Origin of the sequence: Enterobacter cloacae complex sp. ECL411, from assembly GCF_021869665.1 — a bacterium.
Classification (GTDB): Bacteria; Pseudomonadota; Gammaproteobacteria; order Enterobacterales; family Enterobacteriaceae; genus Enterobacter; species Enterobacter intestinihominis.
The window spans coordinates 19196-44014 of record NZ_CP091489.1; the positions used below are offsets into that span (position 1 = coordinate 19196).

23 protein-coding genes and 7 pseudogenes are annotated in these 24819 nt (G+C 50.2%); 9 read left to right on the top strand and 21 right to left on the bottom strand.

The features are described 5' to 3' along the window. Nucleotides 1-33: 33 nt before the first annotated feature. The 3 genes and pseudogenes from L3069_RS25615 (at nucleotide 34) to L3069_RS25625 (ending at nucleotide 5229) form a co-directional block, all read left to right on the top strand. The gene (locus L3069_RS25615) at nucleotides 34-594 is read left to right on the top strand and encodes a recombinase family protein (protein ID WP_228724458.1); all 561 of its coding nucleotides are present in this window, start codon (nucleotides 34-36) and stop codon (nucleotides 592-594) included. Nucleotides 595-641: 47 nt separating this feature from the next. Continuing rightward, a pseudogene (locus L3069_RS25620) lies at nucleotides 642-2032 on the top strand (ISKra4-like element ISKpn19 family transposase). A 181-nt stretch (nucleotides 2033-2213) separates the two neighbouring features. Then, a pseudogene (locus L3069_RS25625) lies at nucleotides 2214-5229 on the top strand (Tn3-like element IS3000 family transposase). 66 nt (nucleotides 5230-5295) lie between these two features. On the opposite strand, the gene L3069_RS25630 reads toward L3069_RS25625, so the two are convergent. From L3069_RS25630 to L3069_RS25645, 4 genes and pseudogenes are all read right to left on the bottom strand, one after another. Continuing rightward, nucleotides 5296-6735, bottom strand: a complete 1440-nt coding sequence (locus tag L3069_RS25630) for an ISKra4-like element ISKpn19 family transposase (RefSeq protein ID WP_371825705.1) — start codon at nucleotides 6733-6735, stop codon at nucleotides 5296-5298. 36 nt (nucleotides 6736-6771) lie between these two features. Further along, entirely contained in the window at nucleotides 6772-7344 is a 573-nt protein-coding gene (locus L3069_RS25635; protein ID WP_001493762.1) for a recombinase family protein, read from the bottom strand. 135 nt (nucleotides 7345-7479) lie between these two features. Next, a pseudogene (locus L3069_RS25640) lies at nucleotides 7480-8024 on the bottom strand (plasmid pRiA4b ORF-3 family protein). A 135-nt stretch (nucleotides 8025-8159) separates the two neighbouring features. Further along, nucleotides 8160-8342 (bottom strand): annotated as a pseudogene (locus L3069_RS25645) (DUF4158 domain-containing protein); the annotation flags it as partial. A gap of 161 nt (nucleotides 8343-8503) precedes the next feature. Here L3069_RS25645 and L3069_RS25650 point away from each other — a divergent pair. Beyond that, on the top strand, nucleotides 8504-9118 hold the full coding sequence (locus L3069_RS25650) for a recombinase family protein (RefSeq protein ID WP_014839983.1): 615 nt from the start codon (nucleotides 8504-8506) through the stop codon (nucleotides 9116-9118). 318 nt (nucleotides 9119-9436) lie between these two features. Here L3069_RS25650 and L3069_RS25655 read toward each other — a convergent pair whose 3' ends face one another. Further along, entirely contained in the window at nucleotides 9437-10093 is a 657-nt protein-coding gene (locus L3069_RS25655) for a quinolone resistance pentapeptide repeat protein QnrS1 (protein WP_001516695.1), read from the bottom strand. A gap of 394 nt (nucleotides 10094-10487) precedes the next feature. Here L3069_RS25655 and L3069_RS25660 point away from each other — a divergent pair. Next, nucleotides 10488-11119, top strand: a pseudogene (locus L3069_RS25660) (transposase); the annotation flags it as partial. A gap of 53 nt (nucleotides 11120-11172) precedes the next feature. Here the strand turns inward: L3069_RS25660 and L3069_RS25665 are convergent. Both L3069_RS25665 and L3069_RS25670 read right to left on the bottom strand, forming a co-directional pair. Further along, a complete protein-coding gene (locus L3069_RS25665) occupies nucleotides 11173-11877 on the bottom strand; it encodes an IS6-like element IS26 family transposase (protein WP_001067855.1) in 705 nt (234 codons plus the stop codon). Between the two features lie 64 nt (nucleotides 11878-11941). Continuing rightward, a pseudogene (locus L3069_RS25670) lies at nucleotides 11942-12121 on the bottom strand (ArsR/SmtB family transcription factor); the annotation flags it as partial. A gap of 326 nt (nucleotides 12122-12447) precedes the next feature. Between L3069_RS25670 and L3069_RS27500 the strand changes: the two are divergent. Further along, nucleotides 12448-12675, top strand: coding sequence for a DUF6710 family protein (locus L3069_RS27500; RefSeq protein ID WP_042345711.1), 228 nt, complete (start codon nucleotides 12448-12450; stop codon nucleotides 12673-12675). A gap of 173 nt (nucleotides 12676-12848) precedes the next feature. Here L3069_RS27500 and L3069_RS25680 read toward each other — a convergent pair whose 3' ends face one another. From L3069_RS25680 to L3069_RS25740, 14 genes and pseudogenes are all read right to left on the bottom strand, one after another. Continuing rightward, complete coding sequence (locus tag L3069_RS25680; RefSeq protein WP_000792636.1) at nucleotides 12849-13382, bottom strand: phospholipase D family protein; 534 nt, start codon at nucleotides 13380-13382, stop codon at nucleotides 12849-12851. Continuing rightward, nucleotides 13382-14377, bottom strand: a complete 996-nt coding sequence (locus L3069_RS25685; RefSeq protein ID WP_000128596.1) for an ATPase, T2SS/T4P/T4SS family — start codon at nucleotides 14375-14377, stop codon at nucleotides 13382-13384. The genes L3069_RS25680 and L3069_RS25685 overlap by 1 nt, the downstream gene beginning before the upstream one ends. Nucleotides 14378-14417: 40 nt before the next feature. After that, nucleotides 14418-15576: pseudogene (virB10, locus tag L3069_RS25690) on the bottom strand (type IV secretion system protein VirB10). Further along, complete coding sequence (locus L3069_RS25695; RefSeq protein WP_000735066.1) at nucleotides 15576-16460, bottom strand: TrbG/VirB9 family P-type conjugative transfer protein; 885 nt, start codon at nucleotides 16458-16460, stop codon at nucleotides 15576-15578. The pseudogene virB10 and the gene L3069_RS25695 overlap by 1 nt, the downstream one beginning before the upstream one ends. A gap of 10 nt (nucleotides 16461-16470) precedes the next feature. Continuing rightward, nucleotides 16471-17169, bottom strand: coding sequence for a virB8 family protein (locus L3069_RS25700; RefSeq protein ID WP_000646594.1), 699 nt, complete (start codon nucleotides 17167-17169; stop codon nucleotides 16471-16473). Further along, nucleotides 17159-17317, bottom strand: a complete 159-nt coding sequence (locus tag L3069_RS27505) for a hypothetical protein (RefSeq protein ID WP_012561180.1) — start codon at nucleotides 17315-17317, stop codon at nucleotides 17159-17161. Before L3069_RS27505 ends, L3069_RS25700 begins: the two co-directional genes overlap by 11 nt. 70 nt (nucleotides 17318-17387) lie before the next feature. Then, entirely contained in the window at nucleotides 17388-18428 is a 1041-nt protein-coding gene (locus tag L3069_RS25705) for a type IV secretion system protein (protein WP_001749958.1), read from the bottom strand. Nucleotides 18429-18443: 15 nt separating this feature from the next. Further along, the gene (gene eexN / locus L3069_RS25710) at nucleotides 18444-18671 is read right to left on the bottom strand and encodes an IncN-type entry exclusion lipoprotein EexN (RefSeq protein ID WP_001749959.1); all 228 of its coding nucleotides are present in this window, start codon (nucleotides 18669-18671) and stop codon (nucleotides 18444-18446) included. Between the two features lie 7 nt (nucleotides 18672-18678). Further along, the gene (locus L3069_RS25715; protein ID WP_236901975.1) at nucleotides 18679-19311 is read right to left on the bottom strand and encodes a type IV secretion system protein; all 633 of its coding nucleotides are present in this window, start codon (nucleotides 19309-19311) and stop codon (nucleotides 18679-18681) included. 97 nt (nucleotides 19312-19408) lie between these two features. Next, nucleotides 19409-21877, bottom strand: a complete 2469-nt coding sequence (locus L3069_RS25720) for a VirB4 family type IV secretion/conjugal transfer ATPase (RefSeq protein WP_224743086.1) — start codon at nucleotides 21875-21877, stop codon at nucleotides 19409-19411. Between the two features lie 131 nt (nucleotides 21878-22008). Next, on the bottom strand, nucleotides 22009-22326 hold the full coding sequence (locus L3069_RS25725) for a VirB3 family type IV secretion system protein (protein WP_000496058.1): 318 nt from the start codon (nucleotides 22324-22326) through the stop codon (nucleotides 22009-22011). 49 nt (nucleotides 22327-22375) lie between these two features. Beyond that, nucleotides 22376-22669 carry a hypothetical protein gene (locus L3069_RS25730; RefSeq protein WP_001749962.1) on the bottom strand — a complete coding sequence of 98 codons (294 nt, stop codon included), beginning with the start codon at nucleotides 22667-22669 and terminating at the stop codon, nucleotides 22376-22378. A 9-nt stretch (nucleotides 22670-22678) separates the two neighbouring features. Continuing rightward, nucleotides 22679-22960 (bottom strand): transcriptional repressor KorA, encoded by a 282-nt coding sequence (gene korA, locus L3069_RS25735; RefSeq protein WP_000440698.1) that lies wholly within the window; start codon nucleotides 22958-22960, stop codon nucleotides 22679-22681. Nucleotides 22961-22968: 8 nt separating this feature from the next. Further along, the gene (locus tag L3069_RS25740) at nucleotides 22969-23703 is read right to left on the bottom strand and encodes a lytic transglycosylase domain-containing protein (protein ID WP_001749963.1); all 735 of its coding nucleotides are present in this window, start codon (nucleotides 23701-23703) and stop codon (nucleotides 22969-22971) included. A gap of 108 nt (nucleotides 23704-23811) precedes the next feature. Between L3069_RS25740 and L3069_RS25745 the strand changes: the two genes are divergently transcribed. Genes L3069_RS25745 through L3069_RS25755 form a run of 3 tightly spaced genes read left to right on the top strand, consistent with a single transcriptional unit; the run spans nucleotide 23812 to nucleotide 24788 of the window. Then, nucleotides 23812-24117, top strand: a complete 306-nt coding sequence (locus tag L3069_RS25745; protein WP_000960954.1) for an H-NS family nucleoid-associated regulatory protein — start codon at nucleotides 23812-23814, stop codon at nucleotides 24115-24117. Between the two features lie 15 nt (nucleotides 24118-24132). Then, nucleotides 24133-24477 carry a hypothetical protein gene (locus L3069_RS25750; RefSeq protein WP_001749964.1) on the top strand — a complete coding sequence of 115 codons (345 nt, stop codon included), beginning with the start codon at nucleotides 24133-24135 and terminating at the stop codon, nucleotides 24475-24477. Then, the gene (locus L3069_RS25755) at nucleotides 24474-24788 is read left to right on the top strand and encodes a TrbM/KikA/MpfK family conjugal transfer protein (RefSeq protein WP_001749965.1); all 315 of its coding nucleotides are present in this window, start codon (nucleotides 24474-24476) and stop codon (nucleotides 24786-24788) included. The genes L3069_RS25750 and L3069_RS25755 overlap by 4 nt, the downstream gene beginning before the upstream one ends. Nucleotides 24789-24819: the final 31 nt, after the last annotated feature.

Here is a 24819-nt window from a genome sequence, read left to right on the forward strand (position 1 = left end):
CTATGATGTTTAAAGACCTTCCGGAGGTTTTGCGTGCAATATGCCTACATCAGGGTAAGCTCGGCCGATCAGAATACGGCCCGTCAGGAAGAGGCATTGTCAAAGGCGGGTTTTCAGCCTGATAAAATTTGTGTTGAGCATGCCAGCGCGAAGGACACAAACCGCCCGGGGTTACAGGAACTCCTGGGGCAATTACGCCCTGGTGATACGCTTCTGGTTCATTCCATCGATCGCCTTTGCCGGAATATGTCGGATATGTGCGCTGTCACCACCCGGCTTCGTGACCAGGGCGTTACCCTTATTTTTCTGAAAGAGCAGCTGACGTTCAGCGCCGGCACAAACAATCCGATGCAGGAACTGCAGCTGCACATGATGTCGGCATTCAGCCAGTTTGAACGAGCCTTACTGAAGGAAAGGCAGGCCGACGGCATCGCCGCGAAAAAGCACGGGGTGAAAAAACAGGGCGCCCCGGCGCCGATATCAAAAAGATCCAGGAAATTGACGCACTCAGAAGCAGAGGGGTCAGGCTCAGGATCGCCTGCGACCATGCGGGCCTTGGCGTTTCCACATATTATAAGCTTCGTCACCAGATGAACAACCAGTAGCCGGGAGATAGTCATCCACCACAGCAGGAGGCAATGATGCAACTGACGCTCCAGATAGTCATCACCGATGAATCAGGCTCCAGTCGAACGGAGGAACTGATGACAATCCAGAAATCAGGGGAGACCCGGAACGACATCGGATTATCGGTGTCAGAATCCAAGCTGTTGCTGAATACGGTCCAGCAGTCGGTGGTCCAGCTGCAGGCAGACGAATATACTCAACACCATATCCGGTGCCCTCACTGCCTTGCTGCGCGCAGAATCAAAGGCAAACAGAAAATACGGTACCGGACGCTGTTTGGCGTTATTCCGGTATCCGGGCTTCGGGTGTACCGGTGCCGTTGTGAAGAGAGTGATACAAAGACAGTCAGTTTGCTCAGCGACTGGGCCGGCGATTATTCTCACCCGGCACTGAAATATATTGAAACCCGCTGGGCCTCGATGATCTCCTATGAAATGACGACTCGTCTGCTGAAAGATATTCTGCCGGTGGGCCACAGCCTGAATGCCTCAACGGTGAGGAATCATTTATGCCAGGTGGCGCAGCGTCTTGACGCTGAGGCTGAAGCTCATTCAGGTTTTCTTTCCGGCTGCCCCCGCGACTGGGGAACCTGCCCAGGCCAGGAAAACCGCTTGTGGTGGGTATAGATGGTGGTTATGTTCGCGATCGGGATGACAAAAAGCGTAATTTTGAAATTATTGCCGGGAAGTCTTTTTCCGTTGGTGCGCCTGCTGACACCCGCCGCTTCGGTTTTGTTCAGAAGGATGACTGTCATCCGGAACGCAGGCTCATGACCCACCTTTCAGCGCAGGGAATGCAGGCCAACCAGCAGATATTTTTTCTGTCCGACGGCGCGGATAATCTCAGGGACCTCCAGTTCGGTATGTACCCTGAGTCAACGCATGTGCTGGACTGGTTTCATATCACCATGAGGCTGACGGTGCTCATGCAATATGCCCGGGGACTGCTGGTATCAGATCCAGAGGCGGGGAGTAAAGTTCTGGCACTGCTGGAAAGCATTAAACGATATCTCTGGCATGGCAATGTTGTCGCTGCGCTGGAACATATTGATAATTGCGTTATGTATTGCGATGACCCTGAACTCAGCTATCCTAGCCTGAAATCCCTGCAAAAACATCTGGATGAAATGTATACCTACATCCGGAATAATAAGATGATGATCCCAAACTACGGCGAAATGCGTCGGTACGGAGAGCCGGTATCAACCGCGTTTGTGGAATCCACGATCAATGAAGTGATCGCCAGACGAATGGCCAAAAAGCAGCAGATGCAGTGGAGCAGAAAAGGGGCTCATTATTTGTTACAGACCCGGACCGCCGTTTTGAATAACGAACTGCAGGATAAATTTGTCTGCTGGTATCCGGGTTTTCAAAGTGACGGGAAGGGACCAGCGATGGCAGCATAGCTCACGCTGCCCCAATATTTTTTATGCTCTCGCGCATCTGGGGTTCTAGGGATTTTCCGTCCAAAAACGACAAAGTGCTCTGGAGGCCCCGCCGTCTGTGGCCTCCAGAGGGGTATTACTTTTTTCGAGATCCCTATTTGGGCTCTGTTTGAGTAAGATTTAGTCTTTTTGGGCTAAATCCATGGCATTCGAAGAACGTGTCCAAATCTTGTCCGAGGCAGAACAAGATGAGTTATATGGACCCCCCGCTTTCACCTCCGCCGACCAACGCTTCTTTTTCTCGCTGAACGATAAGGAACTGGCGATCGCTAAAAGCCTCCGTCATCGGGGCCAGCGTTACATGCTGGTGGTACTGCTGGGCTATTTCAAAGCCAAGCCGGTGGTGCTGAATCCCGGCTTTCATCAGATCAAGCAGGACCTCAAATACGTTTATCAAACCGTTCTACCAGGCCCAGGCTGTAGACCCTTTAATCTCACGCCAAAAGAGAACGAACGGATTTACCAACGTGTTTTCCAGCTCTGCAACTACCAGCGCTGGAATGTCAAAGACCATGGAGCGGCGTTGAGAGATTACTTATCCCAGCAAGCCAGAGCCTGGACAGCGCCTAGGCACCTCTTCGATGCGGCCATTGAATATTGTTCGGGGCAGAAGATCGCAATCCTGCCTACAGCACGCTGCAAAAGATCATCAGTCAGGTGGTGGGAGACGAACAGGAACACATGGCCGCGCACCTTGAGCGTGCAATGTCACGCGGTCTTAAGCAAGCACTGGCGGAGCTCGTGAACGGCACAGGTCCACTGCCGTTCCGACAGTTGCGACAATCGGCTCGTAACTTCACCGGAACCGAGTTGGAGAAAGAACTGATTGTCTATCGCCATATCCAGCATTGGATGCCGGAAGTGGATCTGCTGTTGAGCACGCTATCACTGTCGCAGAAAAATCTGCAACACCTGGCAGAGAAAGTCGACTACTACGGTGCCAAACTGAAACGTCAAACCGTAGGCAGCCAATGGCTGTATTTATTGTGCTATCTTCAAACGCGATGGCAGCAAGCGCTGGAACGTATTGCCGATGGCTTTGTGCATCATGTCAGACAGACCAAACAGAAGGCAAAGGATTATGCGCAGGAAGCGGTGTTTAAGGATTGGCAAAAAGCAGCTAAAAATGTCAGCAAGGCAGCTGAAGTACTGCACCTGTTCATTGATGACAGCATTGATCTGCAACTACCGTTTGCAACAGTAAGACAGCAAGCACTGAGCCTGCTGACCAAAAGGGATCTGGAATCTGTATGTCTCTTCCTGAACGAGCAGCGACGATCGGTCGATGAAGCCATGTGGCAGTACTGCGACGAGAAAGAAAGTCTGCGGAAAGGTTTGCTGCGAGAGTTGTTCCTATGTCTGCGCTTCGAAGGCTGCGACGGCACCCAGCACTTAGCGGCCGCCTTGGCGAAAACACAAAACGAACTCAACGGCCAGGACGCTCAGTTGCAAACTGCCGACACCAGACTCCTTTCAAAAAATCACGTGAATTCCTGCTGGATGGTGAAGGGAATATCCTGATCGATCGTTATGAGTGGTTCCTCTATCAACAGATTCCTGATCGCCTGAATGGCCAGCTGACGCTGCCTGATATCACTAAATACCGGGCACTCGACGCCGACCTGATCGACGGGGAACATTGGCGAAAAAACAAATATACGCTGCTTCAACAGAGCCATTTTACAAAATTAGCGGAGGAGCCTGAAAAGCTGATCAAACAGATGGCCATGGAATTGGATACCCGTTTGTACGAAGTCGGCGAATATCTTGAACAGGAAGACAACCGGAATATCATCTTGCGTAATCCGCAGGGTAAACGCTTCTGGCGCCTGCCTTCGGCCAGCAAACATCATCTGGTCAACAATCCCTTCTTCCAGCAAATTCCCACAACGGGGATTGCGGATGTACTGCGCATGGTTGATCGTGACACCGGTTTCATTGACTGCTTCGCTCATGTGCTGGGTTCCCAATCCAGAAGCCGTTCCCATGAATATGACCTGTTGGCAATTCTGGTCGGCAATGCAACCAATCAAGGCATTTACGGCATGGCACAGATCTCTGATCGTACCTATGATCAGCTCAGCACTATCCAGGCGAACTATCTTCGCCTGGAAACATTGAATGCTGCTAACGACAACATCAATAACGCGACAGCCAAGCTACCCATCTTCCGGTACTACAACATCCAGGAAGATGTGATCCACGCCAGTGCCGATGGTCAAAAGTTCGAAGCCCGGCGCGAGACCTTCAAAACCCGTTATTCGTCGAAGTACTTTGGCACTCAAAAAGGTGTTTCTGCCATGACCTTGATCGCCAATCACGCTGCGATCAACGCCAGAGTGATCGGCGCCAACGAACATGAATCGCACTACATCTTTGATTTGTTGATGAGCAATACGTCAGACATCATTCCGGATGTGCTCTCAACCGATACCCATGGGGTGAACCATGTGAACTTCGCGTTACTGGATCTGTTCGGATACCAGTTTGCCCCACGCTATGCCCAGGTTGGCAAAGTGATCAATGACATGTTTGATGTCAAGGAAGACAAAGAACACCGAATTCAGCTGTGCTTAAAAAAGCCAATCAATACCCATCGTATTGCGCAGCACTGGGATACCATCCAACGGATTGCAGTATCACTTAAGCAGCGGAAAACAACGCAAGCCACCTTGGTGAGAAAGCTCTCGGAGTACAAGCGCAATCACCCGCTGCTGGAAGCCCTGACGGAATACAATCGCCTGGTGAAAGCGAATTATCTACTGTGCTACATCGATGATGCCAGTTTAAGAAACTATGTTCAGCGCGCGCTGAACCGGGGAGAGGCCTATCACCAACTGCGTCGGGCCGTGAGCAGCGTCAATGGGGATCAGTTCCGGGGCAGTTCAGACGAAGAAATCCAGCTATGGAATGAGTGCGCTCGCCTGGTCACCAATGCCATCGTTTACTTCAACTCCAGGATACTCAGCCAGCTGTTGACCAGCTTCGAATACCAAGGAGATACCAAGAGAATAGATATCGTCAAACAGGCATCCCCTGTGGCCTGGCACAACATTAACCTCAAGGGGACTTACCACTTCGAATTGAGCGAAAAATTGCCAGATCTGGAGGAGCTTATGCGCTCAATCGAGGGATATTTACCCGTCAGCGAAAAGTAATACCCCTCTGGAGGCCACGGACGGCGCGGCCTCCAGAGCACTTTGTCGTTTTTGGACGGAAAATCCCTAGAACCCCATAGATGTGAGAGCATAAAAAATATTGGGGCAGCGTGAGCTATGCTGCCATCGCTGGTCCCTTCCGTCACTTTGAAAACCCGGATACCAGCAGACAAATTTATCCTGCAGTTCGTTATTCAAAACGGCGGTCCGGGTCTGTAACAAATAATGAGCCCCTTTTCTGCTCCACTGCATCTGCTGCTTTTTGGCCATTCGTCTGGCGATCACTTCATTGATCGTGGATTCCACAAACGCGGTTGATACCGGCTCTCCGTACCGACGCATTTCGCCGTAGTTTGGGATCATCATCTTATTATTCCGGATGTAGGTATACATTTCATCCAGATGTTTTTGCAGGGATTTCAGGCTAGGATAGCTGAGTTCAGGGTCATCGCAATACATAACGCAATTATCAATATGTTCCAGCGCAGCGACAACATTGCCATGCCAGAGATATCGTTTAATGCTTTCCAGCAGTGCCAGAACTTTACTCCCCGCCTCTGGATCTGATACCAGCAGTCCCCGGGCATATTGCATGAGCACCGTCAGCCTCATGGTGATATGAAACCAGTCCAGCACATGCGTTGACTCAGGGTACATACCGAACTGGAGGTCCCTGAGATTATCCGCGCCGTCGGACAGAAAAAATATCTGCTGGTTGGCCTGCATTCCCTGCGCTGAAAGGTGGGTCATGAGCCTGCGTTCCGGATGACAGTCATCCTTCTGAACAAAACCGAAGCGGCGGGTGTCAGCAGGCGCACCAACGGAAAAAGACTTCCCGGCAATAATTTCAAAATTACGCTTTTTGTCATCCCGATCGCGAACATAACCACCATCTATACCCACCACAAGCGGTTTTCCTGGCCTGGGCAGGTTCCCCCAGTCGCGGGGGCAGCCGGAAAGAAAACCTGAATGAGCTTCAGCCTCAGCGTCAAGACGCTGCGCCACCTGGCATAAATGATTCCTCACCGTTGAGGCATTCAGGCTGTGGCCCACCGGCAGAATATCTTTCAGCAGACGAGTCGTCATTTCATAGGAGATCATCGAGGCCCAGCGGGTTTCAATATATTTCAGTGCCGGGTGAGAATAATCGCCGGCCCAGTCGCTGAGCAAACTGACTGTCTTTGTATCACTCTCTTCACAACGGCACCGGTACACCCGAAGCCCGGATACCGGAATAACGCCAAACAGCGTCCGGTACCGTATTTTCTGTTTGCCTTTGATTCTGCGCGCAGCAAGGCAGTGAGGGCACCGGATATGGTGTTGAGTATATTCGTCTGCCTGCAGCTGGACCACCGACTGCTGGACCGTATTCAGCAACAGCTTGGATTCTGACACCGATAATCCGATGTCGTTCCGGGTCTCCCCTGATTTCTGGATTGTCATCAGTTCCTCCGTTCGACTGGAGCCTGATTCATCGGTGATGACTATCTGGAGCGTCAGTTGCATCATTGCCTCCTGCTGTGGTGGATGACTATCTCCCGGCTACTGGTTGTTCATCTGGTGACGAAGCTTATAATATGTGGAAACGCCAAGGCCCGCATGGTCGCAGGCGATCCTGAGCCTGACCCCTCTGCTTCTGAGTGCGTCAATTTCCTGGATCTTTTTGATATCGGCGCCGGGGCGCCCTGTTTTTTCACCCCGTGCTTTTTTCGCGGCGATGCCGTCGGCCTGCCTTTCCTTCAGTAAGGCTCGTTCAAACTGGCTGAATGCCGACATCATGTGCAGCTGCAGTTCCTGCATCGGATTGTTTGTGCCGGCGCTGAACGTCAGCTGCTCTTTCAGAAAAATAAGGGTAACGCCCTGGTCACGAAGCCGGGTGGTGACAGCGCACATATCCGACATATTCCGGCAAAGGCGATCGATGGAATGAACCAGAAGCGTATCACCAGGGCGTAATTGCCCCAGGAGTTCCTGTAACCCCGGGCGGTTTGTGTCCTTCGCGCTGGCATGCTCAACACAAATTTTATCAGGCTGAAAACCCGCCTTTGACAATGCCTCTTCCTGACGGGCCGTATTCTGATCGGCCGAGCTTACCCTGATGTAGGCATATTGCACGCAAAACCTCCGGAAGGTCTTTAAACATCATAGAGATTTAAAGAATAATCCATAAACACTGATTTAGGGAGGTTTATAGACATTTTTCGGGGATCTGAGAGGCATGCTGAAAACGTATACCTTTATAGACATCAGTCAGCGACGACGGCCCAGCCAGATAACTTCAGGCTCCAGTACCGGAGATGCAAGGTCGAGCCTGCTCAGTTGCCGGTTGATTTTGTGGCGGTTGAACCTGACAGCATCCAGGTCGTCAGCAAAAGGCGGATCTCGCCGACCGTTGTTTCATCATCCGCATTAACGATAGCTTCAAGAAACGCCAGGGTTTTATCGAACTCATCCGCAGCTGTGGCTCCGGGCATACCATGGCCGCTTATACAAAACGGCGCTTTCAGCGTAGAGTTTTCATAAATGGCCTCAACACGAATGTCATGAAGCCAGTGCTCAAAGAAATTGTATTCATAGGTAAAGCGATCGCCAGCATCAAAAGCAAAATCATCAATCACGACCCGGAACGGATTATCGACAAAACCGATGCCTCCTTCGTAGGAGATACCGTAATCTTTGCCATAAATGTGAAATTGATGGAGATGGTCGTCCCCCCAGCCCTGCACTATCTGGAAAATGAAGTGAAGCGCGGCCAGTGACGTGTCGGCAGCAATTCTCAGCCGACGCCAGACCATCGGACTGACTCCATGAACTGCTATTTTGATGACGTAGATCTTCATAGTCAGCAGGTATTGTTATGAAATGATGGTGGTTATTTTAACCCCTGTAGATGGCATCATTCGATGGCTGCCCCGAGGTTTTTCATGCTCTCCGATCTGGATGATGCAATAAATTTGAGCGTGAAGCCCCCGGCGACTGCAGGCCAGCGCCAGTTCATATTCATTCAGCGCCAGAAACTCCAGCCGCTGTGCATCATCGAAATCAGGTAGACCATAGAGCGCTTCCTGCTCGGCGTCCGAAAGAATACTGAGGAGCTTATTTTTAGTAGGCATCTCTGATCCTTATGCCTATTTAAACGCGCTTGTCACATTATCATTAACATAGAACCTTTACGTGTCATAATTTAAATTACGGGTAATGTGACTACCGTTGACAGATTATGGTACCCAAATCAGAATGTCACATAATCGAACGTATATGTGACAGAGGAAATATGTTCATCGGATATATTCGGATGTCAAAAGCGGATGGTTCGCAGACGAATGATTTACAACGTGATGCACTGATCGCCGCAGGTGTTGATGCCGCACATTTTTATGAGGACCGGGCATCGGGCAAACGAGAAGAGCGTCCTGGACTTACAGCCTGTCTGAAAGCACTACGACCCGGAGACACGCTGGTCGTATGGAAGCTGGACCGCCTCGGTCGTGATCTTCGTCATCTCATTAATACAGTGCACGACCTGACCGCGAGGGGGACCGGTCTGAAAGTGCTGACCGGTCACGGGGCGACTATCGACACAACAACGGCCGCTGGCAAGCTTGTCTTCGGTATCTTTGCCGCACTGGCGGAGTTTGAGCGCGAACTGATTGCTGAAAGAACGACTGCAGGTCTGGCATCAGCAAGAGCCCGTGGGCGGAACGGCGGCCGACCTTATAAAATGACGCCAGTCAAACTGCGACTGGCAATGGCATCAATGGGACAATCAGAAACAAAGGTCAGTACGCTATGCCAGGAACTTGGGATAACCCGGCAAACTTTGTACAGGCATATTTCCCCTGTTGGTCAACTGCGGGCGGACGGGATCAAGCTGTTCAACCGTGGATAATTTGAACGGACGGAAAAATCTGGGGTTCCGGCGTAGTACCCCTATCACCTCCACATTTTTGCAACAGTGCCTTATAAATGGCAGCCTTATGTTTACTTGCCAAGATGGGCTACCATATGATGTTTTATACTGAGCAATATTAATATTATCTTTAATGGAAAAATTAAGCCCACTAAGTGACCCACTGCTATATGGCTCTATTGTGAAGACGCCTGAGGGTAAAAATTTATACATGGTTGTCCCTATGTCTATTATTGCAAGGTTGACAATATTATTCGTTTTATAAATTTGAGCGTTTAAAATCACACATCAAAGCAATTAGTCAGGATAAACAACAATACCCAGTGCTTCGAGAATCAGTTCTTGCTGCCAGGCTGCAATTTTGATACCTGATGTATCGACTTTGCGGGGATCTAAACCGTCGAGTTCGGCGTGGCATAAATTGGCACCCTGTAGGCTAAATTGCCCCCAGACATCTTCGGAAAAAACACCTCGACTTAAGTCTGACTCTTTCAGTGATGCACCCGCTAGGTTCGTTCCTATCCAGCGATTTTCAAACAACTCACATTTTTCTAAACAAACCCTCTCCATATTGGCATAGGAAAGATTACATCCAGAAATAAATGCTGAGCAAAAGTACATACGATTACTCACTTGATGGGCAAAGTTTGTTCGGGAAAAGTTGGCACCTTTTAAATCACACGCACGGAACTCTATACCGTAGCAATTGGCATTACTGAAGTTTGCCATCGCAAGTTGGCATTGTTGGAAACTTGCATCACGAAGATCTGCGACATCAAAGTGGCAGCCTTCGATATCACCCTGTTCAATGAACTTGCAGTTGACGAATGTCGTATCACGCAAGTTAGCACGTCGAAAGTCGCTGCGAATGAATGTGCAAGCGGTGAAGGTGAGATCACTTAAGTCTTTATGTGAAAAGTTGTGGTGCCGATATGTATGATTGTAGGTTTCCATGAGTACTCCTTGTTGAAAGGAGGGCTAGACTACCATTATACATATGCCAAGACATTAAAATAAAAGCCTGTTACATCAACACATTACAACCCCTCAATTTACCTGTTTTAAGTGGTCAAATTGGCGCGTAGAGCGCCTATCGCTCTTGCATTGGCACGCGGCCCTGTTGAAAAAAGTTATTCGCTTTAGATAGGGTTAGGAGAGCCGTGCTTCGCCGGTAAAAAATCGGACTATCCGACGCAGGGCGGACTCATCGGCGGAGAAGCAAACTTTGACTATATCTCCCTACACTTGGAAGAGGGCTAGACTGGCCCCATAGATCACCAGACACTTCGACTCTCTTAAAATAAGAGGTAGTCTTGGAACTATGTTTAATACCAGTCAGAACGATAAGATGGTTGGAGTGTTATCAGGACCTGAGCGGCGTCGGCGTCGTACACCGCAGGAAAAAATTGCCATTATTCAGCAGACTATGGAGCCCGGTATGACCGTGTCTCATGTCGCGCGCCTGCATGGCATCAATGCAAACCAGATATTCAAATGGCGCAAGCAATATTAAGACGGTTCACTGACGGCTGTTGCATCGGGCGAGGAAGTGGTGCCGGCCTCCGAACTCGCTGCCGCCAATAAGCAAATTCGCGAACTCCAGCGCCTTCTGGGCAAAAAGACGATGGAAGCCGAGATACTCAAAGAGGCCGTGGAGTTCGGCCGGGCAAAAAAATGGATTGCGCATGCGCCCTCGTTGCCTGGGAACGACGAATAAGCGACGTTTGCAGAAGTCTTGGCGTGTCGCGTGCGCAGTTGAGCATTCGGGTTCACCGGCCATCTGACTGACAGGATCGCAGACGGCAGCCCCGTTCTGACGATACCACCGTATTGTCCCGGATAAACATGGCGGTGGCTGACCTGCCGACGTATGGTTATCGCCGTGTGTGGGCGCTGCTGCGACGGGAGTCGGAGCGGGACGGCCTGCCTGTGGTTAATGCAAAGCGGGTGTATCGCATTATGAGAACGCATAATCTGCTTCGGCACTGTTGCAAAGTTAGCGATGAGGCAGCCTTTTGTCTTATTCAAAGGCCTTACATTTCAAAAACTCTGCTTACCAGGCGCATTTCGCCCAGGGGATCACCATAATAAAATGCTGAGGCCTGGCCTTTGCGTAGTGCACGCATCACCTCAATACCTTTGATGGTGGCGTAAGCCGTCTTCATGGATTTAAATCCCAGCGTGGCGCCGATTATCCGTTTCAGTTTGCCATGATCGCATTCAATCACGTTGTTCCGGTACTTAATCTGTCGGTGTTCAACGTCAGACGGGCACCGGCCTTCGCGTTTGAGCAGAGCAAGCGCGCGACCATAGGCGGGCGCTTTATCCGTGTTGATGAATCGCGGGATCTGCCACTTCTTCACGTTGTTGAGGATTTTACCCAGAAACCGGTATGCAGCTTTGCTGTTACGACGGGAGGAGAGATAAAAATCGACAGTGCGGCCCCGGCTGTCGACGGCCCGGTACAGATACGCCCAGCGGCCATTGACCTTCACGTAGGTTTCATCCATGTGCCACGGGCAAAGATCGGAAGGGTTACGCCAGTACCAGCGCAGCCGTTTTTCCATTTCAGGCGCATAACGCTGAACCCAGCGGTAAATCGTGGAGTGATCGACATTCACTCCGCGTTCAGCCAGCATCTCCTGCAGCTCACGGTAACTGATGCCGTATTTGCAGTACCAGCGTACGGCCCACAGAATGATGTCACGCTGAAAATGCCGGCCTTTGAATGGGTTCATGTGCAGCTCCATCAGCAAAAGGGGATGATAAGTTTATCACCACCGACTATTTGCAACAGTGCCGTCCAGCGGATATCAGCGCTGAAAGATGATGGCTGAGCGTGGAGGCAGGAATCTCAAGGTGCTTCTGCAGTTCGCCAACCGGCAGGCCTTCATGACCCGCCCTGACCAGCTCCCGGTATATGCTGAGACGTGTCGGGTGGCCCAGTTCTCGAAGTGCGTTTGCAGCAGTGTTTAAATCCATAATACCTCCTTTATCTATATTTCCAGAATAATAGAAATATAGCCTGCGTCAATCGTTTCTGCCGTGAGGGTACCGCTTTCCCAATCATGCTCTGTCCGCCAGGTTATGGGGGGCAGAGCCAGAGCACTACCGAAATCCTTGCGAATACCCGTGCAGGGAATAATTTCCGCCCCCTTTATGGCCGGAAAAAAAACTGATAAACGTCGCCTTTTCAGAAGGTTGCTTTCTTAACGTGGTTTTTCGCATGGTTGGACCTCAGACCCCATATAGGCAGCGCTAAGGGCAATCCGTGGGTACAGGATATTAACCACCGCGTTACTTTGTGGTTGCCCTGGCGGATAGGCTTTGTACGAGGAGGGAACCATTCTATTGCCAGCGGCGTTCTGGCCGGTGAGGGTGAGGTAATACCCGATACGGTTTATGATATGCGGTATTTGCTCGATATTGTCAGCACTGACGGGTATTACTGGTACATGAGCGGGAAGATCTGCGAGAGAGTCAGTGACTACCGTACAGCCGCCTTTTTTGAAATAGGCCGCCTGCTTACACTGTGATTCCTTCAAAATATCTCAACGAAATTTCCCGACACCTGTTTAAGCTATCTTGCTGATATTTCTGTTTTTCGATTTTTGCCGGCGCGATGCCGGCGACGTTGGCCAGCTGCCCCGTGCGCGATACTGAGATCAGTTTCTTTGAACAAAAAAAACCGCCTTTCGGCGGTCAGTATTCAGTAGCTGGAACGGTAGTCTCTCCCCCGATTCCAGCGGTCTTGCCAGTGTTCGAGGAATGATTCAGCGAGCTTAGGCATGTTCCAGATCACCACCGCATTCTCCGAGTTTTTCGTTTCGGCCGCTTTGGTGAAATTAAAGCTGCCAGTTTCAACGGTCACATTATCCACGATGATCACCTTGTCATGCTGGATAGGGAAATCACTGTCAGTACGCAAAGGGATGCCGCTGTTCGCTATGTAGTTCATGGCCGCAATGCTGGCGCGCCCCGTATTGCCCCTTTCATCAATTACGATTTTCACATCAACTCCCCGTTTTTTGGCTGCTACCAGTGCCTTCATAATATCCGGGGCGGTAAAAGAATAAGCCATCATCCGTATCGAGGTTTTTGCGGAGTCAATGGCGCTCAGGACGAGAACGCGGGCGCTTCCTTCAGGCGAGTAGCCAACCTGAACGGATGGTTCCACCGCAAAGGCGGGCAGGGCGGCTGTCGTAAATGCTGCGGCCAGAAGCCAGGTTGCTAAGTTTTTCATTACAGGCTCCCGTTCACACACTGCATTTTATATTCAGGGTCAAAATAAATTTCTTTGATTTTCCGCTTTTCCATATGCACCACAACGTCAATGGTGGAGTAGAGCATTCGCATAATATCGCTCATATCGAGCATACGGCCGATAGGGGTCGCCTTGATAAGCAGCCCAATACGGTTAAAGGCATCGCGCGCAGAGTTAGCGTGCGTTGACATAACACCGCCTGGATGGCCGGTATTAAGTGCTTTAAGATAATCCCACGCAGCATCATCCCTAAGCTCAGTCATGATGATACGGCCCGGTGTCAGACGCATACAGGCTCGCAGGGCATCAGTGGCGCTGACGCGGCCGATCTTTCCTGCATCGCCGTACATCATATAAACGGCTTCTACAACGTGATCGACCGTGACTTCGTGAACGTCCTCTAAAATAATTACACGCTCGTCTTTATGTAGCGATTTTAACAGCGCGCGCGTGAGTACCGTTTTCCCCGACCCGGTTTCACCGCAGATCACGATAGTGCGTTTCTTCTCAACGGCGGTTTGCAGGAATGCGGGCCATTTTTCGCTGCTGTGCAGCTCTTTAAGGAAAAAATCATCATCCGTTAGGCTTTGCTTGCTGCCGGTAATCTTCCGGCAGTCACTGAAAATCCCCTCGCTGGTCAGCTGCTCCAGATTTTTATCGGCCGCCAAATCCTTACGAAACGCTACGGCCGTTGTACCGTCAATCACCGCAGGGGGCAGACAGATAACGCCCCTGATCCCGCCAGGCAGGATCACGTCATTAATGGCCTGCATGGTCAGCTTGTTGCTGCTCACCAACGATTTAGCAAGGTTCCTAATAAAATCTGCCGTAATTGCCGCGTTCTGCACAACCCTGCGGCCGCTGAACGTATCACAGATAACTTCCTGAAAGCAGTTAATGCGAATTTCAAAAACAGTAGGATCTTCTAAATACTCGCGCAGTGGGCCAAGTTGATAGAAAGCTGCATCAGTCATGATTACTCCTGAAGAAAAGCGGGCGCTAAGCGCCCACTTTTTAGTTGTCTGCGAGCGTATAAACGCCGCTGAAATCGAGGTCGCGGGCAACAAAAATGCTCACCGCATCACCCTGCTGATCGTAGAGGGTAGGGGGATAGACATGTAAGAGCGAAGTGCTTCAGACGCCAGCTGCTCACCGCTGTTTTCTGTGCTGTTGTACTGAATGTTATTACTCTGCGTCTGGTTAACCAGCGCCGTTAAGGTGTCAGAGAACAACGAAATCATGATCGCACCACGCAGACGCTCCCACATATGGGTATCCACCGGCCCGGAATCCCCGCGCTGCCGAGTGAGTTCGTTCCGGCACTGTCAATATTAACGATTGTCCCGTCCTGGTCATTGCGGATACGCTCCCAGAGAACAAACACGCGCGCCTGGCCGTCTTTGATACCACCGGTAATCTGCCCGTCAACCCATGAGCCTTTATCAATCAGCCTAACGAGTCCATCAGCTGAGTAAACGTCCTGTGAAACCCGGCAGGAAACCTGACCCGGAACAGTGGTATCCAGCTCGGTGCCGGTACCACAGGGGATCATTTTGCCTTTCGGAACAGTCAGGCTGGGATTAGCCATGACTCCAGCGCGGCTAGCCTTCAGCCTTGCAGGAGTCAGGTTTTTAGCGAGTGCTGAACTACCTTCGCTTGTTTCGTTGTCCTGGGGCTGCACTCCGGGACTATTGCTTGTAGCCGCCTGATTAGTCTGGGCCAGCTCGCCGCCCAGACGACGCTGCATAGCCAGTTCTTCAGGCGAAGGTTCTTTACGCTTATTAGAGGTACGCGCGGCGGTATTGCTGCTGCCCGCATCTGCATCTGCCTGTGCGGCAGCCTGCACAGCACGGGCATCAGTGGCGCTATTCTGCGCAGTTGCAGGTTTATTAACATCAGGATCGCTGTTAAAGCTGTAGTTTGGCAGTGTATTGGCCTGTTGCGCTTTACCACCGTCTTTATCAGCTTCAGCTTTAGCCGGGGTGCGAATTTTACCCATGACCGTAATCCCGATGAATACCAAAGCAAGCAGCGCCATCAGTATGACAAAGGCTTTCATACCAGGAGCCGAACGGCGGTTACTGCCTTTAAATCCGCCACGCTCGCTTTCAAATTCACCGTCTCCGGTGTTTTCATCGAGTTCCTGATCTACATCGACACTTTTACGGGCCATCAGTTATCCTCCCCAATTTGAACCCTGCGCACATCCGGGGAAGCCGTACCGGTTGCTACCGCACCGGCGCCCGGTGCGAAATTATTATTACGAACGCCAACGACTTTATCGCCCAGACGAATACGCCACTCTTTAGCGACGGTTTCCACCTCGATGATGTTGCGGTTCTCACCCACAACATGAGAGTTAGGCAGCGTTTCTTTGCCACTGGCCGAGATCATGTAGACCTGCGGTAACTCCGCATTGGCCGGAAACTCAAACCGGGTAAAGCGGTAGTTATCCCAGACGTGAACCGGCTGGATGCTGCGCATTTCAGGCTGTTCGCTCATTACGTACTGATAGTTCTTCGCCCCCGCAAAAGCCGTCTGCTTCAGCTTCTGCGTAATGCGTTTTTTATCAGCCGCGCTTTTGGCTTTTTCCTGCTGCTCAAACGGATATTCATAGGTCAGCTGAAGAACGGCCTGGCGCACAGCCCACGGCGTTTCAATAAAGGATTTTGATACCGTACCGTCTGCATTTTTCTTCGTTTCTTCACCGATGAAATGGAGGACGATGTTATAGGTGCGCTTATCGGTGACGATCACCAGGTTGGTATCACTCATGGCCTGTTTCGGCTTCACAAAAAAATGGTTCATTTTGTGCGCAAACGTCCAGCTTTCAGAATCGCCAAAAGCATGAGTGATATAGGTTTCGTCAGGCGCGACAACAATGTGGGTAGCCACACCGGCGATAGCGTCAATTTTGACCACATTAACAGGGTTATAAACAACGCTTTTAATGCGATAGTCATAAGGAGAATTGCGGCCAACCTCAAGCGCCATAACGTTAGTGGCCGCGCCTCCCAGGACTGACAAAACGACTGCTGAAAGAAGTAGTTTTTTCATGGGGCAGCCCTCAGTTAACTTCAGGGTTGACGCGATAACTCGTCACGCGGAAACCCAGCGGGTTGACATAACGCTGCTCAGCATTCATCGCCAGCGATTTATATTCATACCCCATAATGGCAATCCAGCGCTGCGGCTGATCATCAACGGGATTGCTGCGCACGCGGCGAACCGTAGTAAAGCGTATCGTTGCTACGCCGTGCGGTTTATCGAGGATCACAGAGTTAATCTTCACGCGGGTCGTTTCACTGTCGCCCAGAACCTTATCAAGACCGTTGCGGCCCTTGAACTTGCTCTGGTAAGACTCTGCCACGTTCGGCGTGGACATTAAGCCAACGGCCGTATAGTCGACCTGAACTGAATAGAAGTCATAGCTCTCACGGTGAATGACATATTGTGTCAGCCAGAACTTATCAATTTCGTCACCATAAGAGGTCTGGTCGCGGGTCAGCTTGACCTGCTGTACTTCGTGAGTGGCCTCGTTGAGCGTTAGCAGATGTGCGGGGATTGGCTGGCTGTACTTATGCACCACGTAACCAACTAAAGAGAGTGCAAAAACAGTTACCACCGCTGAACCGGTGGCAACCATCCAGGCGGTACGCCGGGACTTCAGCACTTCATCCATCAGATCAACTTCAAGCCCTTTACGGCTTTCGTTGAACTCTTTAATGGCTTCACGTGTAAGCCCTGTTTTTTTATTAGCTTTCATTTGCACCACCTTGCGTATCAACCGGGATTGTTTTGTTTACTGGAACGGTGTTGCTCCAGTCCGGCTCCGGTGGCGGTTTATGCCCGCTGGAACAGGCGCTAATCAGAAGAACTCCCATAAGCAATAAGCTGCGCATTACGGCATCCATTATCGGTTGTTGAACGTACTAATTATAATAAGTCGCCGAAATTGCAATTTCAACGACTTTTGTTTTAATTTTATGCAGCCTTCTTCCCGCGACTGCCCCTTGCCTTACCACTTAAATTAGAACCACTGCTTCCTCCGCTGTTGCTGCCACTTCCTCCACCTGCCGATTGCTGGCCGCCGCCACTGTTACCGCCTCTGAACGCATTACCGCCAAACATGCCGTGGCTGCCCATATTGCCAAGCGCCTGCATGGAAGAACCCGTAGAGCGTGCGGCGTCAGCAACTCCGGCGCTGATACCGCTACCCCAGCTGGCGGCAATTTGCGGAATCTGGAACAGAACGAAAACGGAAATGACCGTCAGTAATAAGGCGGAGATAGAACCAGTGATTGATGAGTAAGCGGCATCAGAGTTCATCGAGGACAGGAGGTTGTCGAACATCTGCATGATGAAACCAAACACGAGCGCAAGAATGACGACGACAAGGCCATAGTTAATGACCGACGCCAGCCAGCGAGCAAAGATGTTTTTTGTCGCTCCCCACAGCAGGCAGAAGATTGCAATCGGGCCAAAACAAAGCGTAACGGCCAGAAGGATCTTAGCCATGATCACAAAGCCCGCACCGAGGCCGCCCAGCACAACGGTAGCAATCATCATAATGCCGCCAATGGCATACGCGGCCAGGCCGCTCGATGAAAACACGTCTGCGGCTTCCCATGCGGTGTTGACGATCTTGATACCTTTTTCAATACCGCTATCAATAATCGCCGGTACGCCACTTGCACCGACTTTATTAGGGGCAGACAGTATCCCGGCAAAATCATCCGGCAGGTGAAGCGCCACGTTGACCAGTTCCTGTTGATACCAGCCGCCCGCCGTTGCAAAGCTCAGGATAAGGGCTATGGAAAGATACTCTTTAATCAGCGAACTCAGGCTGTCGCCCGCCCCCGGATTAAACGCTGAGTACATCCCCTGAACCATCAGCTTGATTGTCAGACAGGTGGCAATCAGAGGCGTTACATCAGAGATAATGGTGGCAACATTGGCGCTCACCATTGACGTAATCGCCCCGTCTACTTTTGCGAAAATGTCTGCGACTAGGGTGAATGCCATATTGCCTCCTTACTCCTAAATTTTCGGTGAATTGATTTCGCCGTCTTTTTTGCCGAACACAAACAGCTGACGATCGGCTTCGCGCGCGTTTTTGCAATCAGGTTTCTGAAGTTCATCCGCGTCTTTCTTGCATTCCTGAATTGTTGCCTTGCGCTCTTTCTCATGTTTTTTGTACCACTCCACGTCATGCGAGGCATCGCAGGCCACCAGGAGGAAAGGGATAACAAGCAGTAGTTTTTTCATAATTACCTCAGTTAATTGAAGGTGACGCGGTAACGTCCCCGCCGGTTCCAAAAACAAAATTGTGGGTGGCACGTTCTTTCTGCGCACGTAATAGCTTGTCCTGTGACTGCTGCAACATGTTCATCAGATTCAGCTTCGCCTGCTCACCCTGAATAGCACCCTGTGACGTCTGGATACGGGCCTGTAAGTCAGCAATCGATTTCAGGTCTGGAGTCGTTTTAATCTGCTCCGTCAGCTCCTGCATATCGGTTAGTTCCTGCATCTGGTTGTTGTAGGCTTTTTCTGCCATAACGCGGTCATAAGCGCCTTTTTCAGCCAGCTTTTTGTTCATGTAGGTAATTGCTTCGCTGGGCGTCATGTCGTCAACTTCCGCATTAAACTGGCCCATCATGCTGTTAACTGAAGGCGTGACGGAAGAACTGGAGTTCATGGCGTCGCTGTAGATCTCCTTCCAGTTGTCCGGCAAATTATTTGCCAGCGTGCTGGTAGACGTCCCCAGCAGATCGCCCAGGTTGGTTGTCTTTGCCATCGACTCATACATATTTTTCTGCGTTTGCAGCTGGCTTTTAAGCTGCTCCAGCTGCTGCGCCATTTGCTGAAGCTGCTCGACCTGTTTAGCCAGCTCAGTAGGGTTGGTCACGATGATGCCTGCGGAAGCGCTTTGCGCGCCTCCCAGAATCAGGCCGGTGGTCAGCAATACTGCCGTCAGTGTTTTTTCATGGTGTTTTGCCTCGTTGTTAAGCCGTCAGGCGCCAGTATTCTTTGAGCCATACTTCAGGGTCATTACCGAGCCGTTCAACCAGCTCATGCGCAATTTCGGCGTTTTGTGGTTCACCGGACAACACGCTAAGAACGTTGTCCATTGTCTTAATATCTGCATCAATATCGTCGCTGTTGCGAGGGTAGAGATTGAAAGAAGCAATCGCAGACTGTTGCCCTTGTTTAACCAGGAACTGTCTGGAGTGTTCGGTAATCGACATCAGCGCGTCGTATTCAGCATCAGTAAGGAAGGCATAATCCTCTCGGATAGCTTCCGGATCGCGCAGGCAGATTTTTGTGACGGTCTGCGACATGATCGTGCGGCCAATACGGCTGGACAGCGCATCGTTCGGCTCCTGCGTGGCAAACACATAGATAGCGTCTTTCTTACGGTCAGTTTTGATACCACGCTTAACTTCACGCTCGATAACCGGATCGTCAAGGTAGGCGTGGAACTCGTCAAAGCACTGAATGACGCGGCGTTTGCCGTCGATGGAGTCACGTACCCGGTACAGAAGGTACATCATGAGCGGAGTACGGGCCGGGCTGGATACTTCCTCTTTGGCTGCGATAAACTCGGATAAATCGAAGCCAAAAATATCATTCGCGCTGAGATCCAGGCTGTCTTTATCATTGTCAAACAGCCAGCCATACTGGCCTTCGCGCGTCCATTCGCGCAGCAGCCCTTTCAGTGATACGCCATTTTCCACAACTTCATTCACGTACCCGTCCAGGATAGTAACGGTGCGCGCCTCGCGTGGAATAAGTGAGCCTTCCCCCATAACCGCATCAACGCCTTCAGCCAGTTCGGTAGCCATCGTTGCGCTGATAGGCCCGTTATTGGTGGTTTCCACACAAATGCGGAACAGGTTTTTAATGAGGGCAATATTGCGTTTGGTCGGTTCAATCTGAAGCGGGGCAAACCCGGACGGCATACCCTGTTGCAGAACTTTATAGTAGCCACCAACGCTTCGAATGAACGGCTCCATACCGCGGTCACGGTCATAAACAAAAAGCCGCGGGTTGTACTTCATTGACTGCGCCAGCAGGAAGTTAAGCAGCGTGGTTTTACCTTCCCCCGACATACCCGTTATTAACGCATGGCCCAGCGGGCGTTTACCGTAGGAAAGTTCTTCAAGCGGGGTCACATGGAAATTAAAATAGAGTGGCGTACCGCTGATCGTGCGGAACATGGTCAGCGCTGGCCCCCACGGGTTATTGTCAGGCTTGCCACGCATAAAATTGTGGAACGGGCTGAAGTGCAGGAAGTTCCATGAGTTTATCGGAACCGGGCGCGGCGCCCATTTCTGGTTGCCAGGCAGTCTCGCATAATATGCAGCCTCAGAGGCCAGGCTGATAGTCCCGCCAACCACGCCACAGCCGGTTAGCATAACCTTCACACGACGCGCTTTGCGCTGTACCGCGTTTTGGTCATTATCCCAGACATGCACGGTTCCATGATGGTAGCCCATCACGAACTCTCTGGACGTCAGCATATCGAGCGCAGTACCAAGCTGTGCCAGCTGGCTTTGCGCACGGTCGCGCGTTTCCTGCAAAGATTTTTCCTGATGCGTCAGAAACGTTTTAGCTGAAGATTCAGAGAGGCAAGAAAAACTCTGCGTCAGAAGGTATTCAAAATCGGCTTCTTTAAGCATGTTAAGCTGGCCTGGCTCTGTATCTTCTTCGTATTCACGAAATTCAATGCCGGTGGTATAGAAGTTGTGATCTACCGTTCTGATCTGGACAACATCCCCCCACAGGGAGCTAACAGGGCGGTTGTCCATGATGTACTCACGGATACGATCACGGCAAACAGGCACGATGGCCCATTCCATATTTGCGAGGAAATAAAGGAACTCCAGCGCTTTTGAATAAGCGTGAGCCTGCGAAGGTTCAGGCTCGTTGCGTTCGATAACAATGGCTTCGTCAAAAATGTCTGATTCATCGACTTCAGCAAGTTCTTCACGTTCTTTTTTATCAGGCGCAGGAATTTCAACACCGCGTTTGTCACGATAATAGATACCCAACTGCTGAATGCCATACGGCTTCATTGCTTCCAGGATTTGTTCAGAAATATCTTCCAGACCTTCAAGCGCCTCATTCTGCATTTGCTGAATTTCGTCACGAGTCGGCTTTTCAAATTTCGCCAGAAACTTCTGTGTTTTATCCCCTACCTGTTTGTAAATAACGGTCAGATAAAGGTCATTAATCAGCTGCTTGGAATCACCGTGCAGCTTACGGTTATATTGATCAACATAAGCAGGGAAAAAATGGTCATACTCACCATCCGGGTACTCTTTAGCCTCATGGTGATATTCATGCGTCCACAGCTCTACATGGTCTGTTCCGAAGCTCTTGACCAGCGTATTAAGGTCTTTATGCCAGGTGACCAGTTCCCGATCTGATGCGCAGTCATGTGTGCGGCCATCCAGCTTGAAAAAAGCCATCAGATCGCCGTTTTCCATCGAAATCACGTAATCATTGAGGTGATAAGAATAGGGCAAATACTTTTTATTTACTGATGGCTCCTTACGGTAGGCATCAATTTTTTTTGGCTTCGTAGCGGTGGCAGCTCTCATTATTTTAAACCCTTACGTTTGTAGTCAACAGAGGAATAAGACGATCCTCCCCACTGCTTAAACGGAGAATCAAACCAATTACTGAATTTGGTTTTCAACCACAGGCCCATAATTCGAAACATGCGGTCGTCATATTTTGTTAATGCAGCTGAAGGAATCCACAAAAAGACGAACACCAGAATCGCCCACATATGAATAATCATAAAAAGCGAGGCAGAAATCATGAATATCATCATAGCTACATTACGTGGTACACCCAGCGCGCGAGGTAAGCGAGTCGCACCTTTGAAAAGCGGTCTTTTCCCGTCAACGAACATCTTTGTAGTCCTCACTTTGGGGGACAAAAGTCCCCCCTTTTCGCGTTGTTCAGCTTCCTACGCCCGTCAGGGAAACCAGAAATGATGCAGAACCAATACCAATCAGCGAGATTACGATACGAGGAATAAAGCTGGCTGGGATTACGTGAAGCATCCACATAAAGCAACTAACCATGATCGCAATAGCACAACCAATTGGAATCCATGTGCTCAACCACGTCTGGATTGATGTAGCGGTTGATTCACCAGTATCGGTGCCAGCGGCCAGCGCAATTTGCGGCAGGGCAATGGACAAAACGCCCATAACTACCGCAGGGCCATACTTCTTAAACAACGTGGTCATACTTTCTCCTTACTCACTATCTTCTGTTGATTGCAGATTTAACCGGCATTCTTCAACGCCACACTTATCTTTCAAAAACTCTGCCAGTAGCCTTAAATCAGCCCAGGTTCGTAGCTCATGCTCTTTGTTAACCCTAATGGAACATGCGATCTGGCCCAGCTGTTCATCGTCTATCTGAAAAACGGGATACCACTTCTTTAATGAAACCCGTTCTATCGTTACCTCCTTCACTTTTCCTGCTTCAAATAGCTCCAGGATCTGTGATTGCAATACAAGGTACAAACGTTCCATCCATAACCTCATTCCCCCTTCGCTGTTTCCTGTCTGGTTAAAAAGGCATCCGTATTATTTCGGCTGAAGGCATCGCCATCACCCGAACCAAAAACATCTTGTTCACCGTCATACTGCGGCGCCGTACTTTTTGCCTGCTGAGGCTCAGTCGCGGTGCTGTCCTCACTGGTCTGGCCGTCAGGTAGCAGCGTAGGGATTTTCAAATCAGTTGATTGACGCGCCACGTTGATAACTTTCGTGACATACCCGTTAGAAATCCCGTTTGTGAGTGAGCCGGTGTTGTAGCAGGAAAGCGCGTGTCTCAGCGCAACCTGCCCGGCTGGGTAGGATTTCAGGGCGCTATCATAACAGGCTTTAAGGATGGTCTGGCTCGCCCGCAGGTTGATGCAGGGTTTGAAAATATCGTCAACCGAAAGACCCAGGCCCACTAAATTATTTGAGTTAATTTGTGCAAGGCCCATATCAAAACTTTTATTATCCTTCAGCAGAACTTTCGCAACGCTGACGGCCTCAGCTTCAGTACGCGGTTGCTGTTTTAACTGAATACTACCGTTAATATTGATCCTGTACGGCCCATTTGAGGACTCATGGCCGACGATGTACGCCATCGTTAAGGGTGAAACATCAGGCGCACATCTCTGCGCAAGCCTGGCAACTTCATCGGAGGCAGGCGCAGCACTGGCACGGCCAGCACAAGCAAGGCAGGCCAGAGCGAGAACCAGGAGTTTTGGATGTTTACTCATTTATGTTTCACCGCGTAATTGTAATTTCGACGACTTTTGTTTATGATAAGGGCTAATGAGATCGTGTCAAGAAGAAACGAAAAGAAAACCGCTGAAGGAAGGAAGGTGATGCTGGTTCCCCTGAAATCAGAAAAACGACCAAAAGGCGAACCCGTGTATCGTGACCCGGATAACCCTTTTAATACGTGGACTGGTATAGGGAAGCGCCCGGCCTGGCTAACTGCAAAATTGGACGCTGGCATTAGCCTGGAAGCCATGAAGATGCAGGGCGTAGCCAACCCCAGAGAACATAGACCAGCAAAATACCGCGACCCCAGGAACGCAGAAAATACCTGGTCCGGGACTGGCCGCCGACCCACATGGCTCAAAGAGCTGCTTGATAGTGGTTTATCACTTGATGATCTGAAGATATAACCGGAGGGTATAAAAATGGGCGAACTTATTGATTTTGCGGAAAGGCAAAAAAGCAGAAGGAAGAAAAAGGCATCTTCCATTCCGCCCATTTTTAGAAAATTTCGTGTCCATGCGATCAGGTTACTCGCCAGCATCATCAAATCCGGCTCTTATTCAGTTGCTTATATTGTTAAGAAAATTACAGGAAAGTTAATCAAGTTTTACACAATTTTAACGATTTTCGTTTTTGTTGTCGAATATATTGCAGGCGATATAGGTTACAAATCTATTTATAACGCAGCGTTATTATTAATATTGCTTACCGTTATCAACATTCTGGCGAGTGTATATCTGAACAAACTGTTAAGGACAAAACAATGAAGAAACTCTTAATACCTCTGATAGCAGCTGGTAGTCTGCTTTATATTCCTGCCAGCCATGCTGAAGATCCCTGCAAAGTTATTATGTGCATGGCGGGCAAGCTCACCGGCGATAGCGGCGGAAGCGAGTGTAACAGTGCTGAAGCTGCTTTCTTCAATATCGTTAAAAAGAACAAGCACGGCTTTTTACCCAACCACACGAAGGATGCCAGGAAGGCTTTTCTTAATGAATGCCCGGATAATGGCGAAGGTGGAAGTAACCAGTCGATGATAAGCCAGATCATAAGTAAATACGGGAAAGTTCGCTTATAGGCGAACTAGGAATAATCTCAATTTAAGGAGC